Here is a 16,409-nt window from a genome sequence, read left to right on the forward strand (position 1 = left end):
CTTGTGAAATTCATTTTAGAAGGTGGAAAAATGATTGCGGCTAATACAGCTGGGTATATTGGAGAAAAGGCAAAAGAGGGTTCTTTTTTAGATCAATTAAATAATTTTAGTGATGCTATTGTAGGGAAGGAAATGGAATGGATTTTCAAGCCAGTTGGTGAATTTATGGTTGATATAGTAAGCGAATTAGGTCATTGGTTTATTCTAAATTTGCCCGATATTATGGGATATGGTGCATTGGTGACAGCTGGATTTATCATGATAGGTTCAATGACAAACAAAGGCGGCATGATGAAGCCGCTCGCCTATTTCGCAGGCGGACTTATCTTAGCAATATGTATATTAGGAGGGGCCTAAAAATGATACAGGGAGAAGGCTTTATTATATGCGATAAAGAAAATACAAACCTTCCTGTTTTGGCACAAAATGAATATTTGCCAGTATTATATGAACCTAAGAAAATAAAAAAATCATGGTTTAAAAGAAAAGAGATATATTCTTTAAAACAATTTTTACAAGTAGAAAAAAACAAAATGGTTGTATATCGGATTATTCCTCATGCCGATGTATCTAATAATACAAAGCGTTTATGGCGGGCGATCCATAAGATGTATGAAATGTACGAAAGTATGGGAAGTCGTATAGAAAGAAAAGGGATTACATTTCATTATCGTGAAAAGGACTATTTCTGGTTTGATGTTGTTTTCAAACAAGAAAAGGGCCAGAAGAAAATTGAATTTTATGTAGCAACTAGCGAATATCAAGCATTAAAGCTCAAAAGAAAACTAGAGAACAAAATGAGTGTGACAATTAAGGAAGCGGGTATATCAGATTTGCAAATTTCTAATGAAAATACAATTGTACAAGAAATGCGATATTTGAAACATGATATCTTTTCTCTAAATACAAATAGCAACGATACAAAAACGCCTATTGGTAATATTTTAAGTGTTATTGATGAACTAAGTTATGATGGAGACATTTGCCGATTGAGTATCTGTAATGAAGCGGAAAACCGCCAGAAATGGGTGAAAAACGCTTCCTGGGCCATTGAAAAGTTAAAGAAGGGGAAACCACCCCAACGGGTTAATATGAGCGGCAAACGACTTGTAACAGGGGCTAAAATTGGTGTTGCGGCTGTTATTAATGAAATAAATGATTTATTAACTGATACATTCCAGGCGTTCTCGAACGCTTTTTTTAAATCAGATAAAAAATTTAGCAAAGAGCACATCATTAAAAAGGCACATACAACCGCTGATGAAGTTGGAACAAATCGTGTGAGTTATGACAAAGGAAATCAGCCTGTTTTTAAAACGCGTATACGGGTGGCCTCACATTCCCATGATCGGTTAACCAGGGAGACAATGGGGGAAACCTTAGCACTTTCTATGATGGATTTATCAGAAACGAATGAACTACATGGCGTAAAAATAAGAATGAGAAAACGCCAAACAGAAATATTACAGGAATTAAATACATTCGAACTATCAAGCAAGACAAAGTTTGATCCGAATGTAAATTTGATGAGTACCGATGAAATGAGCAAATTAGCTTTGCAAATGCCTGTAAAAGAGTTGCAACGAAAATATGCAGATGCATTGAGTGTAAAAAAGAAAGTTGAAATTGAGATACCAGCGATTATGCGGGATGAGAAAGGAATATTTTTGGGACATTCGGAATTGAAAGATCAAAAAATACCAATCTATATGCCAATAGATAATCCAGATAATTTTTATAGAGGTTACGTCTTTATAGGAGGACAGGGGGCTGGTAAAGATACAGCAATTAAGAATTTTGTTATTGAGGGAAATACAAAACATAAGATTAGTTTTATCATACCAGATGCAATTGTAGAAGAAGGTGGGCGGGGTATGGCAGACGGGATTCGTGATGCATTACCACCAGAAAACATTATTGATCTGGATTTAAACGACAGTGATTATATCCCACCTCTAGATTTAACAGAAGTAATTACAAAGCTAGGGCGGAACGGTGCTTCAAGATTTGCAGATGAAATGATTGATTTCATGCAAATTGAAGGATTAAGCCGAAGTGAAAAATATTTAACGGATGCGGCCAAAGCAAGTAAAGGAAGTCTATTTAATATTAAACGTATTATAGAAGATGAGGACTTTCGGGTAAATCGCATTCAAGAATTAGTGAATGAAGGGAATTTGCGTCTTGCTAATGAGCTGATACAGTGGGGAGATAATGAACAATTTGGGAATAAGTGTGATCCCATCATAACCAGATTAAACCGCTTTTTTGGGAATGAAAGATTGTATGATATCTTTGCACAAGACCCATTGAAAGAACTTGATTTTGGTAAATGGATGCAAGAAGGAAAAGTTATCATTTTAAGGGTTCCGAATGCCAGGGGATTAGGAGAACATGCGGTAAAAACCCTGGTTCATTGGATTACACTAAAAACCTTCATGACCAGATTATTAATGCCTAAAAAGGAGCAAGAAAATGGGGCGTTTATTATCTTTAATGAACCCGAACAATTTGAAAGTGAAGGATTAACAAAACTGATGGGTAGAGTGAGTACAGAGGGAAGAAAAGAGAGATTAGGGAGCATCTATGCATTTCATCATTGGAATAAATTGAAACCATCATTACAAGAGAATTTACAAGGTGGCGGCGTACAACAATTTTTATTTATGAACGATCATACAAAGACATTCGAACTGTCTAAGCATCGATTTGAGGATACAATTTCATTAGAACAAGCATATAAAATACCCGCACATCATGCGATTATCAGTGTAAGAGCTGGTGGAGAAATGCAACCATCGTTCATTTGTAAAATGGCTCCACCGGTTAAAGCAAAATACGATAATAGTTTTCTAACAAAAAGGCATTCTCGCATGTATGGCCGATCCTGGATCGATTTACAAAAACAGTACGGATAAAGTAAAGGCACAAGAGCAATGGTTCTTGTGCCTTTTTACATTTTCCAAAAATCATGTGGTTGTGCGTAGGGGTCTATTTTTCTAATAACTTTCAAGAGTTTTTTCATTACAAGGGGTGTTGGAATATACGTTTTGTCACGACAAGCCTTTGTCATTGTTGGTAAAGAAATACCAGCAGTACGTGCGATTTTTTGTTGTTCTATTCCATGACGATCCAGCCATTTTTTTAATATGGTTTTATTATCTTTGAAAAACACTTTTCATCTCTCCTAAACTTGTATAATTTGGTTACAAGTTTGGACAGATTTTTTAGAATCTATTCTATAGAGTTTAATATTTTTTAAAATATGGGGAGAAAGTAGAATTTTTATGAAACAATCCAACGAACGATTCTGTTAATTTTTAACTAGTAATCTGGTATACATATAATGCAAAGATTTGACTTACGCATCATACAACAAATCTTTGCAAGGCGGCTTCCAAAAACATTTTGACATTTACATGCAAGAAAATATAAAAAAAGATTTAAATTGCAAACAGCAAATTAGAATTTAGTTTTGAAGAAAAATAATTTGTGTAGTGGAACAAAAATAAAGACGCATGATGTAGTTTTTCATCATACGTCTTTATTTTTTGAAAAGAGCTTAGACCAAAATCCTTGTTTTTGCTCTTGGGTGGACGCTATAAGTTTTTGTGATTCACGCATTTCATCAAAATCCCGTTTCAATTGTTCATATTGCAACAATAGATTTTTATTTAACTCGTTAGCAGACTGTAATTCTTGTAGAATCTGTTGATTCGTTTTCTCTTGCTCTTGAAGTTGTCTCATGAAAGTTTCTAAAGTTTGAGCGACTTGTGAGCTAGTCAAAGTAAGTTCGTTTTCTTGATGAGCGGGGGGCGCCCAATCGCTCGTTTTTTCTTTAAACTCTTCTACAACAGCTGTTGCGGCCTCTTCTTTTTTTACTTTTTGTTTTTTGGTCAAATACCTATATTTTTCTAATGCTTGTATATCATGAGCGGTAAATGCGCGACTGTCATTTGCACCTTTTGCGAATTTATACCCGCTCACTTCTAGTTCGTTCGCCCATCGTTTTAAAGTGCTATCAGATATTTGTAGTTGTTCAGACACTTCATGTGTCCAGTAAGCGCGTTCTTGTGATGGTGTATCATTCATATGTTTATCCTCCCTCGCTCAAAGGTCGTTCAAATTCAATATTGAAGTGTAATCTTTGTTTAATCAAGTCTTTGTAAGTATTTTCTTTAATAATCTTCATGATTTTCAAATCAATACAAAGATATTCCTAGTAAAAAAGAGTTGCTCTTATGAAAGAACAACTCTTTTTTATTAATTTAAAACTCCTTTAAATGTTGAATGTATTAAAGAAGAATCAAAAATTTGTTGATGGGTGTATTTATTTTCTGATAATGCTTTCGAAAAGTTTGAGGTTTCCATGATAAATAGATACATAGTTGCATCAATTGACATTGGTAATATATTATGATCTATGATTTCTCGTGCACTAATAATATACGATTTTACAGATTTTTGTCGTGTATTTATTTTCGCTGTTAATCGATGGTTTCCATCAATTAATAGGTATTCATTCATGTCGAATGGAAACTGTGTGCATATAATCGGTTTTTGGTTATTTACAGAACCCTTCCAGTTGTCAGTAGGGGTCCAATCTAAGGGAAATGACTTATTCTGTATACTATACAATGAGATTTTTTGGATTCTTGGGTTTGTTTTTTTTATGAAAAGGCGGGCTCCTGTGATTACAAAATTCAAATAAAATGTAAATGAAGGAAGAATTATTTTTTTTTGAAAAATTTCAAACCCTTCAAAAGAGAGGTTGTTTTTATTTTTATTTTCGATTTGGATATTTGTGTCTTGATCCGCTTTTTTTAATATTTCTAACCAACTATTAAGCCATTCATCTTGATGCTGAAAATTCAGTAAATTATTTCTTTTAAACATAATTTCTAATTCTTCAAAGTCAACACTATAAAGTTTGTCTGCAACGAGATCATAAGCCATGAACTTCTCTCCCTTTTCTTTGATACTTTTATTATAAATTAAAAGAAAAAGAGTTGCTCTTATAAAAGAACAACTCTTTCTTTGCATTATGCATATGGATCATCTTCTAAATCATTCAGTTTAGTCCACGATGTATTTTCTTCTTCATCATTGGATTCCCTAAGATTCGTTATTTCTTGACTTGTTTCGATATGAGTTTGATTCGAAACAGGTGTATGAACAGTTTTTGAACCTTCATCATGTTTGATTGGTAAAGGTTGTATTTCGTTATCCAGTGCAAATGTATATTTACGTGGTAAAATTTCCGCTACATCTACATTACCGATTTGTTTATGAAGTTGTTGTGCCGCATACAAAAAGAACATTGTAAGATCACTTTGTTTGTTAATAAAATCGATCATGTCTGGTGAAATGTCTTTCTTAATATAGACATTTGCTCTATCACCAGCTTTGTATATTTTACGAGCCATTATTTTTCACCGACAGGAGCAAGTGCTTTTTCTTTTAATTCTTCAAATCTTGGAGAGCATGTGTACACAAGTAATCCGCGTGCATTTACGAAAAGTGGGTCTTTTAAGAAAATAACATTTGTTAAACGTCCTTTTTGCTCTAAAATTTGCTGTAGGCTTTCTTTTACGATTGCGGCACCGCCACCATAAATGAATACATACGGATCATCTTTCATATCATCAATTTTATTAATAATATCAGTTGCAATTCGATTTGCTAAACCTAATAATGCGCCACGTGATGCCTCTTTTAAACGAATATGACGAGGATGTTCAGAATCAAGATAAATTGCATTAAATTCAGCAATACTGTCTATTGTCTTTTGTTTATTGTTTAAGTTCCAAACCTTGATAATATCAAGTAAAGTTTCTTTCACTCCATATGGTAAACCACGACTCATTTTATGTTTAAAACTAACGCCATGAGAAACAACTTCTTCTGTCGTACCAGCGCCAATATCGAAAGATAATATTGTTTTGTCAACAAAGTCTATTTCTGTAGTTTTGCCCTCTGTAGCTTCTACTTTTCTTTTGATGGTTTTACCTTTTTCATCATAAACGATTCCCCATGAACCCGCCGCACCTTCTGGTAAACACTTGCAAAATTCAATTTGGATATTAACTACTACTTCACGTCCGCTTGGGTGATGGAATTTTACCGTATGATGATTCATATAACGCTCTACAAATTCTTGTGCTGTTTGAGGCGTAATTGTTGCGACAGGTAATGCAACAGAAAGATCATAAGTAACATCAATTTTATCTTTATTTGGTTGTTTTTTCATAGCTGTAATTGCTAAACCAGCTAATGTAACAAGTAGCACAAGATCATCTTTCGATTTATCCGATTTCTTTTCCATTTCAATACCTTTAATGTTTTCATCAATCACTTTTTGACCAATAATGTAACGCAGATTGTTTGCTTTTAAGGTAGGTGATGAAATTGTAACATCAATGTTGTTTTCTAAATCTTCAACAGAAATATCCTCATCACTCAAAATGTTTGTTGCTTCTCCAATGTGATGTGAATAAATACTTGGTATGAATAAAGGATCAAGACCTAATACATTTAACTTTAAACCACTGTTTCCCGCATCCGCACCAGCTTTAAGAATTGCCATATATAAAAACCTCCTAAAGATTATTTTTTATCGATTAACTTAATTCCATTATATGCTAAACCCTTTCGAAAAGTCAATACAATTACACACAAATTAATACAATTTAATACAAGTCAATACAAAATTATTAGTGAAAATCTATAAAAATCATTAAAATACAAGTGTTTTTCGTATTGATTCGTATTTACTTGTATTCATTTGTATTGACTTTTATTGATTTTTACATAATTTAATTGTTTTTAGATCGAGGGGCCGACTGTCTTTTTGAAATAATCCACCTGTTACCTATTTTTTTGGCTTTTACTTCTCCCGCGGCACATAAATTTTTAATTGTTCCTGGTGGCATATCCCACTTTTCGGCGGCTTCTTCAACGCCCATGACTTCTTCTAATGGGTCGCTATCATCATTATTGTAATTAATCACTAATAAGCGTAATGTTTCTCCTGGGGCACTTGTTTTTTTTAGAAATTGCTCCCAGACATCGTCTGGAAGCCTAAATTTTCTTTGCATAAAATCCCTTCCTTTCAATTTCGCAATGATATTGCTTTGCAAGATGATCCGCATATTTTAAAGCCAGGTGACGTTCTCTACCTGTAAACATTTTTTCATGTTTGTAAAAACCGTACACTCGTTCATTTTCTATATAATCTGTACTGACGTTTGGTCGCATTTCTAGTTGTACTTGGTATTTCACATGATTTGTAGAATAATCTCTTCTTCTAATAAGTGTCACAACGCTTTTAAATTCAGTATTTGCAACAGTTTGAGCATGTTCATATATATCCATTTGATAATTTTTAAGTTTTTTTATTATTTCTTCTAATCTTTCTATATCCCGATCAACCATGTCACTATAACTCTTTAATCTTTTCATATCGTATATGTGCTTAAATTTTTCACAATTTGCATTTACATACATTCGGGCATCTCCTTTTTTGAGAAAGATAAGAGGGGGAATCCCCTCTTATGCTTCAAGTTTTGGCTTGTTTTTCTTGATGCGCTTCACTTCGTGCATTGTGCGAATTTCATCGAGTGAGAAGTCTTTGTTATGAAACTTCTTATACTCTCCTTCGTACCAGTACCAAGCCTTTTTCTTAGATGCCCATTTAAACCCTAACTCTTTTAATTCAGTTTTTAAAGAATAAGTGTTTCCTGTTACCCAAATCCAAGTCCCAATGATCTCAATTTCAATATCGTATTTGATAAGTTCGTCTATGATGTTTTGGTATGCTCCATTGTTTTGTGTTCCAGAGTTACTATGTAGCTGTTCAAAAAGTCTGTCATACTCTTTCTTTAATGCGATAAAATCTTCATGTTTCCCGCCACAATCGGGATGGTGTTTCTTTGCTAATTTTTTATATTGCTTTTTCAGTTCCTCTAAGGTAGTGACGCTTTGAAAGAATTTCATGGTCAACAGCTCCTTTTTTATTGTTTTAATGCGCTAGCGCATTTGTTAATTTTATTTTATCATGCGCTAGCGCACAAAACAAGCATTTTTTTACTTATTTTGAATTTTTTTAGAAATTATTTTTAGTGTTAAAAAACAGCATAACAAAAGCCCTGGTTTTGATTGCACCAGGGCTTTTGTTGCTTACATGAAACTCTTTTTATTGCTGTTTATTCCAAAATTGAACGTATCTATGTAGGGCCTCAACGCTTTTTAATCCCAAAAATGCTTTGATTTCAATGGGTTTCATGGCATTCTGTAGCGCATTTAATATAAAACGGTTCCGTAGCATGGTAGGCGTTATATGGATTTCAGCGCGTTTCGCTTCTTTCTGTAACATGCGTTGTATAGCGATTCGAGTTAAAGGGGCGGGTTGATCGTTTTCATAGTCCCAGCGGAATGTTTGCGGGCCGAAATCAAACGCCACAAAGAAGGGGTCGCCCGTTTGTTGGCGCGGTCTAACAAGATTAGGAATCTTGTTGTAATACGATAAGGCAAGTTTTACATGTTCTTTTGAAAGGGTAATGGATCGTTTGTGGGCGTGTAGCCCTCCTGGGGTAATCGTATTACTCCCAAAGTGTATATCATGCATGGATAGCGTGAGAATGTCCTGGATAGATAGCCCATAATCTAACATGAAGTGGATCAATAAAAGGTTACGTTCCAGAATAAACTTTCTGCCTGATGCCTGGTAGTCGGTTAACCCGTTATAACTACGCATGACGCGGAATAGCTTTCTAATTTCTTTGTCTGATGCAAAGTGTTTGGAAGTCAGTCCAGGAGGGGAGACATTACTTTTTAAATCCTGGGCCGCACCATGAAATTGTAAAAAGTTAATTAGAATACCTCGTACACGTTTGATATTAGAAATTGACGCTCCACGTTCCTTTTTAAACGCTTTTAAGTATCTGTCTAATACATTTGTATCAAAAGAACGGAAAAACGATTCTGGAGGCAATTTGACGTGTTTCTGAATCCAAGATGTAAAAAGTGTGAGATCGTAGCGGTATTGTTTAACGGTGGAAGATTTACGGCCATGTTTTAATAAATCAGAAAGGAAAACATCAACAGAAAGTTCCCATGTCATTTTTATATACTCCTTTGCCCTAAAAATTGTGTACCGCAATTATAAGCGAGAACCATACAAACAAGCAATAGGGGATTCTAGGTCGTGACGTTTTTCGAGGAGGCTTGTGTGAGATGCCATAGCCGAGACATTGCGGGGCTATGCGGAGACATATGGGCCTGGCTAGACAGGACGTGTAGTTGTGATATAGGGGAATATATAGATGTATGGGAATGTGTAGAAGGCGAATGATGGGCCGAGATTGAGGGAGGACGATATGCGAGGAATGGGAATGGCCGCCGCCCCGCCTACGTAGTTTTTTGAAAATCTGCCTGGCAACGGAATCTGATTCATAGCTGAATCAAGATACCCTTACCAGGAGAGCTTCGTTTTTCTTTTTCTTTATGTAAGTAGAAAAAAGCTAGAGTTTACATATATCAAACTGACTTTTCACTCATGCCGAAATGATGCCGCCTATCATCATGTATACACTAGATAGGAATCATATTTGCATCACTTTGACATAACTAAGACATCAGTGTTTTTGCTGTATGTTTAGATAGGATTAGAAATGATAATAGATAAAAGATCATCATGATATGTAGGAAAATAAACGAATAAAGCTACTCATAAATAGTGTGTTTGTTCGGAAATATGTTGAGTAACTAAAATATTGTAGATTTGCATATTAAGAGAAAATGAGGATTTTATTTTCGTATATAGATCAATTTAGTGATGATATGTAGAAGTTTATAAAAAAAGAAACTCCCAATATAGGATACTTTTTATTAATAAATCTTGTTTTAAAAAAAATTAAAACAATTAAATACATTAGGATTTATTTTTGCTCAATAAGCCTTACTCTCACAAGGGATTAGAAAATTTTTCTTATTTAATTACTAATTTAAAAGCAGGTTCAATTCGGGTTTAAATTCATAGTGGATTTGTTGTGAAAAACGTCCTTAATTTATAAAAATATAATAGATTGATAATATGTTTAATCTATTAAAATAAAGAATGGCATGACAAAAAGCCTTGTTAGGGGGGATTTTTTTGAACAAGGCTATAAAACAATTATTTTTTTGTGAAAAATACGATTTAAGCGTTTGGATCGAGCATCTTTTTGAATAAATCAAACGGGATTTTACTCTTATTTGATTTTCTCAATCCTATATTTCTTATGTTTTCTTTCGCTTGTTGCTGTCTACGCTTCCTATTTGCAGTTAACTGTTTTGTATAGATTGTTATGAAATGTGCAGGCGTACTTTCTTGTGATTTGTTTATCTCAAAAAACTGTACACAATCCTCAAAAGTCTTTCGTGCTTCCCAATCTACGTCTGGCGGCATACGCAATGCGATTGTATAAGCATCTTTTTCAGTAATATTTGTATCTTTACTTATGATATACATATACAGTTTCTTTTGATCTTTACTCATAAACTCATCCATTTCGCGGAATCTTAGTTCTAACTTTTCACCCAAATCAGGGGCATTTATTGGCTGTTTTTCTTCTACTTCTTCATTTGAAGGAGCAACAGAATCTAATATGTCTATTCCCTGGCATGTAGGCACAGTTGGTTTTTCGGCTTGTTCTGTAGATTGCTCCTGTTTTTTACTTAGTTTTTTAGATAGAAACTTTGTAAATGTAGAAAACATATCAATTGAAAACGCCCATTTTTGTTTAAAGTATTCAATGATTTTTAAATAATTGGTATTGAGGCTTAATATGTAAATAGAAGGTGCCTTCTTACCATGACGTCTTGTTTTGATTTGATGACATACTTGAAGGTCCTCTAACCAATTCAGAATAAAGTTGATGATCGGCACAGAAATACCCGATTTTTCACTGATTTGATTTTGTTTCATTTGAGAATATCCTTCTTGTACAAGGTAAGATAAAACAACTTCCAATGCCTGATAGCGGCGTGGTGTTTGTACGAAGTATTCTTTAGTGGTTTTGCCTTCACAATCGAACAGAATAATATCAATATTTTTAATTACTTTTTGTACTGTTTTATTGATAGCACCTCGCGGAACATGAACCAGGTGTGGACTTAATTCTCGTTTTGCTGTACTTAGCAAAAAGTTATTTAGTAGCATAAAAAAACCTCCTATTTTTCCCACCTAAAATAAACAGAAAAATGCTGGAAAAACAGAGGTTCTATATTCACATTACATATACAATATGGTATAATTTCAGTATCAAGTATGATACTAAAAAAAATCATATAAATTTTTTATGTGAATGAACCCTGTTAGGGAGCTTTTATCTGGTGTCGTCGCCAAACTTCAGCCAGATAAAAGCTCGAGGTGGGTTTATTTTTTTTGTTGTTATATTTGTATTGTAAAACGTTCCTCGCAAAATATCAATAAAAGATGAATAAAACCTATTCGAAATTCCAATATAAATTTTCAGAATTTTCAGTATTTATTTTTTCAACCACGTTGACAAAGATTCGTAATATTCTAAAATAAAAAACATGAAGATATGTTAAAATTTTGTAAAGGGCTAATAGGGTTTAGTGAGGAGGAATTGTCACTATGAACGAGATCATTACAAAAGAAACTACAATGAAACATCTTATGGATGAAATATCACAAAAAATAAACGAAAAATATACATTACGTAAAATAGCCAAATTATCGGGAGTAAGTAGAGAAAAGATAACTAGGGCAATTGAATGTAAAAACAAATATGAAATGAAATTAGACAGCTTTTTAAAAGTGGTTAGTATCTTATATGACAATTTAGAGGTAAGACGTCAAAAAATTAATACCTTTATACTCTTAATAAAAAGTCCTTTGAACATTAGGAAAGCCTTGTGTTATTCGCATGTTTCTGGAGATTATGAGATTATAGATGTATTAATAAAAAAACATATTAATACGGATAGTGTGAGTCAGTACCTATTAATTTATGATTTATTTAATCGAAGAAATAAAAATGAAATTAAGGGGCAAAAAATAGTTGATGAAATTAAAAATTTGAAACTTTCTTCTAATGCAGAGTGTCAAGCGTTATCAAATTTGCTTTATACTGTGGCTATGTATGATGAGGACGAATCAAATGCAGTTGCTCCCTTCGCAAAAGACGCTGAAAAATTTATAAAAGACATTAAACAGACATATATAAAAGATCATTTATATATGCAATATAAAGAGAGGCTTGCTTATATATATTTGTTGAGTGACAAAATTGACAAATGTAGAGAAGTTTGTGAATCAATCTTAAAATCAGACTTAGAAATTCCGATGATTAAGGCTGTTGCAAAAGGTTGTTTGGGAGAGAGTTACATATATGAGGACCCTTTGAAGGCAGAAATGCACATGGAATCAGCTTTGGAGCTTCTTGATAATATCCATGTCCCTAGAAAATCTCAAAAATATTTTGCTTTTAAAACAACATTGGCACATCTTTATATTGAAAATAATTTTAATCTTCATAAGATTGATTTTGATTATATTCATATTGGCGAACACGCTCATTATGAATGTTTACATGGAGATCGAGAAAAAGGGCTTGCAATGTATAAAATTTTGGAACAAAATGAATTTAGTGCACATCAATTATATTCTTATTCAAAAGTAATTGGAGACATACAAGGTTTAAAAGAGGCATTAATATCTTTTGAAAGATCTGGAAACTTGTTTTATGCTAGAGGTGTGAAACAAGCGCTATTGAAAAGCGAGGTGAATTTAGTTGACTAAATATTTAATGTGCATGTTACTTATCTTAGGGATTTCAGTAACTTCCTTACATAACGAACCTGTTCAAAAGTTTGCTAAGGTTCAAGATAATCCCTCTTTAACTACATCTTATATGATGGTAGACCCTGGGACTGGTTGAGTGTAAATTTAAAAAACTGAATTTTGAAATGATTAGACGCTACTTATTGTAGCGTCTTTCGTACTTTGTAGGGGGTGGTGCGATTTTTGATTCTGTAAAAAAAATACACCACCTTGACACTGATTCTTAAATTATAAGAAAAGGACGTGGCATTGTCATGGAATTAAATATTCGTTGGTTAGAGCAAAACATTAAGAATAATTGTTGTACAACTGATGTATATACTATTTTCAACCTATATATGGACTTAATTCAAATATGTAAACAAGAAAGTACAGGAAAAAATATAGAAAAGACAGGTTAATTTAAACGTACTTACTTTAACTAAACTCATTTGATCTTTTTTTGAGATTTAAATTCATTCATATAGGCAATCAATTTTTTCTCTAATTCAGCTCTATGCTCATCTGGAACGCTTATGTATGTTTCAAATAAGTTTTTAGATAAGCGCGAGATGAGCTTTAATGTATCTTCATCCCTAACGGCCGCTTCTGGATTCAATAAATCATTTATACTTACTTTATAGTATGAAGCTATATTATTGAGCGTGGAAATGTCAGGCTCTCTGAATCCATTTTCCCAACCAGCATAGGTACTATAGGGAGTATTTAATTCTTCTGCGATTTTCTTGCGACTTAGTCCTTTTAATGATCTTAGTCTTTTTAAGTTTTCTTCAAGTGGTTTTAGTACATCTTTTTTTTCTAATTTTTTTATCATATCTAGTTTTTGATTTTGTATTTCTATAGAATCTGATGAAATTATTTGTGTATTAACTAATTCATCAATAAGAAGGTCATAGTAAATAGAAAACTTTTTTAAAGATAGCAAATCTGGTTCCCTTAAATCATTTTCCCAATTGTTATAAGCATAATAAGAGATATCAATTCTGGAAGCTAGCTCTTTTTGAGTTAGCTTTTGTGAGTTTCTGAGATATTTAAGGTTTTGTCCTAGAAATGTATTGGTCATAATTAAACTCCTTTGCATGGATTTTAAAATAAAATTGCGCTTTTGAATAAAAATTATTCGTTTTGTGTTGACTTTCGGCTTTAAGCCGAATACAATGTAATTAAGGGAAGGGAGGGTGAAAAAATGCTAGCGTCACATGAAAACAAAACCGTTGTACGAGAATACAGGGAATCCAAAGGTTTAAGTATTAAGGAAGTTTCCAAAGGCGCTAAAATTCCGATCAGCACATTATATGATGTTGAAATTGGAAGAAGGAGTCTGAAAGACAATAAAGCTAAAAAAATAGCTGATTTCCTTGAAGTTCCGATCGAGAAACTTTTCAGACCAACATATTATCGTGCAATACCCATCACAGAATGAATAAACCTCATGTTATTGATTACATCTATCTAACTGTATTGTAAATGAAATTCGGCTAAAAGACGAAATAATTATGACTAAAGTATATTGTTCTATATTTAGAAAGGTAAAATTCTAAATATCCTGTCCTTTGAAAACTGAATAATCCTAAAGGAGCTGTAAAAAATGGTTTTGAAACGATCGTATCAAACACTACTACTCTTTACGAGTGTACTTTTATTTGTGATGAGCTTCTTGATTCCACTGAATCAAGCCAGTGCGGAGGTAATCAATCGAGAAAGGTATCAGATGGATTGGGCCTATAGTCCGCAGTATGGCAAAGATGTTCGTACAGAGCTTCTAAAGAACGCTAGTGGTCAAATTGCGTATTGTCTAGTGTACGGTTTAAAATCCCCAAATGGAGAGGATTTACCCGAAGCAGGTAAAACAGATGATGTATCCTATCGTGTCTTAATGAACGGGTACCCACAGAAAACACCAGAAAATTTAGGTGTTTCTAATTGGAAAGAAGCCCATTACGCGACACAATTAGCTCTTTGGAATGCACTTGGCCAGATTTCTGTTGATGAATTACAGTTCAAAAATGCGGCTGTTCAAAAAGCGGCAAAGAACATCATTCATGCGGCAAATCAAAGCCAGGATACACAAGATGTCTGGATGAATGTCATCCCAACGGATAAACAAGAAGCACAATTAAACGGTGAATATTTTGAAACAACAACATACAACGTTCAAACAAATGCAAAAAAAGGTACATTCCACGTAGAAATGAACAACGCACCACAAGGCACTCGTATTGTCACAGAACAAGGTGAAGGAAAAGAAACGTTCCAATTAGGAGAAAAGTTCCGTATTCAAGTACCAAAATCCTCTAAGAGTAGTGAACTATCTCTAAAAGTCGTTTCAAATCTAACAAATATCCATGCAGTTGTGTACAAAGGAACAAGTACGATTCAAGATGCAACTGTATTATTAGAGCGTAGTACAGAACAAGTCAGCACAGACTTACAAGTATTCTGGAAAGCAAATGGCGCCTTAAAAGTCATGAAAGTGGATGAAAATAAAAAGCCGCTACCAGGCGCAGTATTTGAAATCGCAAACAGCAATCAACAAGTTATGGGAACGATTACAGCTGACAAAAACGGTATCGCTGAAATGGGTAACTTAGAACTTGGCACATACACTGTAAAAGAAGTGAAAGCACCTGTTGGATATGTGTTAGATGCTACACCAAAGCCTTTTGAAGTAAAAACAGGTGAAGTTGCTGTTATTGAAATGAAAAATGTACAAATTAAAGGCAATATTGAGATCAAAAAGGTAAGTGATACAGGCAAGATTCTCCCAGGCGTTGAGTTTACAGTATTTACGCCAGAAGGAAAGGTAGTCACAAAAGTAACAACAGATCAAGAAGGGATTGCGAAAGTAAATTCTCTTCCGTTTGGAAAGTATTACTTCCAGGAAACGAAAGGATTAGAAGGTTACTTGTTAAATCAAACAAAGTATCCATTTGAAGTAAAAGAGCATAATCAAACACTTACGTTTGAAGTGAAAAACGATCAAGTAAAAGGAAATGTACAGCTTGTAAAAGTAGATGAAGACGGAAAAACGAAATTAGAAGGTGCTGTTTTTATCCTAGCTGATGAAAAAGGTAAGAAGATCAGTGAGCATAAGACAGACAAAAACGGGTTAATCAAAATTGATAATATTCCATTCGGAAAGTACCAATTCATCGAAAAGACATCACCAGCGGGCTATGTGCTGGTAAAAGAGCCGATTCCGTTTAGCATCACTGAAAATGGGAAAACAATTGAGCTAGTTGCAAAGAATACGAAGATTAGAGGAACAATTGAAATTACAAAAGTAGACGTAGCCGATGGAAACAACAAGTTACCAGGTGCAGAGTTTACGATCTATAACGAGCAAGGACAGGAAGTCGTGAAAGGAAAAACAAACGAACAAGGCATTGCGAAGTTCGATAAACTCCCAGCAGGAAAGTACACATACAAAGAAACATTTGCACCACAAGGTTATGTGTCACATGAAGAAACATTCTCCTTTGAAATTAAAACGGATGGAGAAATTATTAAACACATCGTAAAAAACAAAAAGATTGAGGGTAGCTTAGAAATTACAAAA

The 16,409-nt window shown here is 33.8% G+C and carries 17 protein-coding genes; 6 read left to right on the forward strand and 11 right to left on the reverse strand.

Features of this window, described 5'->3' with window-relative positions:
- Positions 1-3: 3 nt before the first annotated feature.
- Together DN401_RS12505 and DN401_RS12510 are read left to right on the forward strand one after the other, a co-directional pair.
- Positions 4-357: a hypothetical protein gene (locus tag DN401_RS12505; protein WP_000668764.1), complete on the forward strand. Its 354-nt coding sequence runs from the start codon at positions 4-6 to the stop codon at positions 355-357.
- Between the two features lie 2 nt (positions 358-359).
- Complete coding sequence (locus DN401_RS12510) at positions 360-2,918, forward strand: ATP-binding protein (protein ID WP_149287712.1); 2,559 nt, start codon at positions 360-362, stop codon at positions 2,916-2,918.
- A 35-nt stretch (positions 2,919-2,953) separates the two neighbouring features.
- On the opposite strand, the gene DN401_RS12515 is transcribed toward DN401_RS12510, so the two are convergent.
- The 10 genes from DN401_RS12515 to DN401_RS12560 form a co-directional block, all read right to left on the reverse strand.
- The gene (locus tag DN401_RS12515) at positions 2,954-3,175 is read right to left on the reverse strand and encodes a helix-turn-helix domain-containing protein (protein ID WP_000465160.1); all 222 of its coding nucleotides are present in this window, start codon (positions 3,173-3,175) and stop codon (positions 2,954-2,956) included.
- Between the two features lie 359 nt (positions 3,176-3,534).
- Complete coding sequence (locus DN401_RS12520) at positions 3,535-4,092, reverse strand: MerR family transcriptional regulator (RefSeq protein ID WP_098976784.1); 558 nt, start codon at positions 4,090-4,092, stop codon at positions 3,535-3,537.
- Positions 4,093-4,263: 171 nt separating this feature from the next.
- A complete protein-coding gene (locus DN401_RS12525) occupies positions 4,264-4,956 on the reverse strand; it encodes a hypothetical protein (protein WP_255481307.1) in 693 nt (230 codons plus the stop codon).
- An 86-nt stretch (positions 4,957-5,042) separates the two neighbouring features.
- The gene (locus DN401_RS12530) at positions 5,043-5,426 is read right to left on the reverse strand and encodes a hypothetical protein (protein ID WP_123805425.1); all 384 of its coding nucleotides are present in this window, start codon (positions 5,424-5,426) and stop codon (positions 5,043-5,045) included.
- Entirely contained in the window at positions 5,426-6,586 is a 1,161-nt protein-coding gene (locus DN401_RS12535) for a ParM/StbA family protein (protein WP_098164928.1), read from the reverse strand. The genes DN401_RS12530 and DN401_RS12535 overlap by 1 nt, the downstream gene beginning before the upstream one ends.
- A 229-nt stretch (positions 6,587-6,815) precedes the next feature.
- Positions 6,816-7,097: a helix-turn-helix domain-containing protein gene (locus DN401_RS12540; RefSeq protein WP_001189040.1), complete on the reverse strand. Its 282-nt coding sequence runs from the start codon at positions 7,095-7,097 to the stop codon at positions 6,816-6,818.
- Entirely contained in the window at positions 7,081-7,506 is a 426-nt protein-coding gene (locus tag DN401_RS12545) for a hypothetical protein (protein ID WP_149287714.1), read from the reverse strand. Before DN401_RS12545 ends, DN401_RS12540 begins: the two co-directional genes overlap by 17 nt.
- Before the next feature lie 45 nt (positions 7,507-7,551).
- Entirely contained in the window at positions 7,552-7,995 is a 444-nt protein-coding gene (locus DN401_RS12550) for a molecular chaperone DnaJ (RefSeq protein ID WP_099685963.1), read from the reverse strand.
- A 199-nt stretch (positions 7,996-8,194) separates the two neighbouring features.
- Entirely contained in the window at positions 8,195-9,121 is a 927-nt protein-coding gene (locus DN401_RS12555) for a tyrosine-type recombinase/integrase (RefSeq protein ID WP_149287715.1), read from the reverse strand.
- Between the two features lie 1,077 nt (positions 9,122-10,198).
- Complete coding sequence (locus DN401_RS12560; RefSeq protein ID WP_149287716.1) at positions 10,199-11,200, reverse strand: Replicase RepFR55; 1,002 nt, start codon at positions 11,198-11,200, stop codon at positions 10,199-10,201.
- A 441-nt stretch (positions 11,201-11,641) separates the two neighbouring features.
- On the opposite strand from DN401_RS12560, the gene DN401_RS12565 reads away from it, so the two are divergent.
- Together DN401_RS12565 and DN401_RS29815 are read left to right on the forward strand one after the other, a co-directional pair.
- On the forward strand, positions 11,642-12,808 hold the full coding sequence (locus tag DN401_RS12565; protein ID WP_149287717.1) for an AimR family lysis-lysogeny pheromone receptor: 1,167 nt from the start codon (positions 11,642-11,644) through the stop codon (positions 12,806-12,808).
- Complete coding sequence (locus DN401_RS29815) at positions 12,801-12,947, forward strand: hypothetical protein (protein ID WP_000170515.1); 147 nt, start codon at positions 12,801-12,803, stop codon at positions 12,945-12,947. The genes DN401_RS12565 and DN401_RS29815 overlap by 8 nt, the downstream gene beginning before the upstream one ends.
- A gap of 330 nt (positions 12,948-13,277) precedes the next feature.
- Here DN401_RS29815 and DN401_RS12570 read toward each other — a convergent pair whose 3' ends face one another.
- A complete protein-coding gene (locus tag DN401_RS12570; RefSeq protein ID WP_000185548.1) occupies positions 13,278-13,913 on the reverse strand; it encodes a helix-turn-helix domain-containing protein in 636 nt (211 codons plus the stop codon).
- A gap of 123 nt (positions 13,914-14,036) precedes the next feature.
- On the opposite strand from DN401_RS12570, the gene DN401_RS12575 reads away from it, so the two are divergent.
- Together DN401_RS12575 and DN401_RS12580 are read left to right on the forward strand one after the other, a co-directional pair.
- Positions 14,037-14,273: a helix-turn-helix domain-containing protein gene (locus DN401_RS12575; protein ID WP_097842849.1), complete on the forward strand. Its 237-nt coding sequence runs from the start codon at positions 14,037-14,039 to the stop codon at positions 14,271-14,273.
- Positions 14,274-14,438: 165 nt separating this feature from the next.
- Positions 14,439-16,409, forward strand: a 1,971-nt coding sequence (locus tag DN401_RS12580) for a thioester domain-containing protein (RefSeq protein ID WP_149287718.1), incomplete at its 3' end; no start/stop codon positions are given.

Source organism: Bacillus sp. BF2-3 (assembly GCF_008368795.1).
GTDB classification, from domain to species: Bacteria; Bacillota; Bacilli; order Bacillales; family Bacillaceae_G; genus Bacillus_A; species Bacillus_A cereus.

Excerpts from the sequence above, each read along its gene's own strand:
- DN401_RS12510 (WP_149287712.1), top strand. The coding sequence starts at position 360 with ATGATACAGGGAGAAGGCTTTATTATATGCGATAAAGAAAATACAAAC.
- DN401_RS12525 (WP_255481307.1), bottom strand. The coding sequence starts at position 4,956 with ATGGCTTATGATCTCGTTGCAGACAAACTTTATAGTGTTGACTTTGAA.
- DN401_RS12575 (WP_097842849.1), top strand. The coding sequence starts at position 14,037 with ATGCTAGCGTCACATGAAAACAAAACCGTTGTACGAGAATACAGGGAA.
- DN401_RS12545 (WP_149287714.1), bottom strand. The coding sequence starts at position 7,506 with ATGTATGTAAATGCAAATTGTGAAAAATTTAAGCACATATACGATATG.
- DN401_RS12570 (WP_000185548.1), bottom strand. The coding sequence starts at position 13,913 with ATGACCAATACATTTCTAGGACAAAACCTTAAATATCTCAGAAACTCA.
- DN401_RS12565 (WP_149287717.1), top strand. The coding sequence starts at position 11,642 with ATGAACGAGATCATTACAAAAGAAACTACAATGAAACATCTTATGGAT.
- DN401_RS12560 (WP_149287716.1), bottom strand. The coding sequence starts at position 11,200 with ATGCTACTAAATAACTTTTTGCTAAGTACAGCAAAACGAGAATTAAGT.
- DN401_RS12530 (WP_123805425.1), bottom strand. The coding sequence starts at position 5,426 with ATGGCTCGTAAAATATACAAAGCTGGTGATAGAGCAAATGTCTATATT.
- DN401_RS12555 (WP_149287715.1), bottom strand. The coding sequence starts at position 9,121 with ATGACATGGGAACTTTCTGTTGATGTTTTCCTTTCTGATTTATTAAAA.
- DN401_RS12550 (WP_099685963.1), bottom strand. The coding sequence starts at position 7,995 with ATGAAATTCTTTCAAAGCGTCACTACCTTAGAGGAACTGAAAAAGCAA.
- DN401_RS12520 (WP_098976784.1), bottom strand. The coding sequence starts at position 4,092 with ATGAATGATACACCATCACAAGAACGCGCTTACTGGACACATGAAGTG.
- DN401_RS12540 (WP_001189040.1), bottom strand. The coding sequence starts at position 7,097 with ATGCAAAGAAAATTTAGGCTTCCAGACGATGTCTGGGAGCAATTTCTA.
- DN401_RS12535 (WP_098164928.1), bottom strand. The coding sequence starts at position 6,586 with ATGGCAATTCTTAAAGCTGGTGCGGATGCGGGAAACAGTGGTTTAAAG.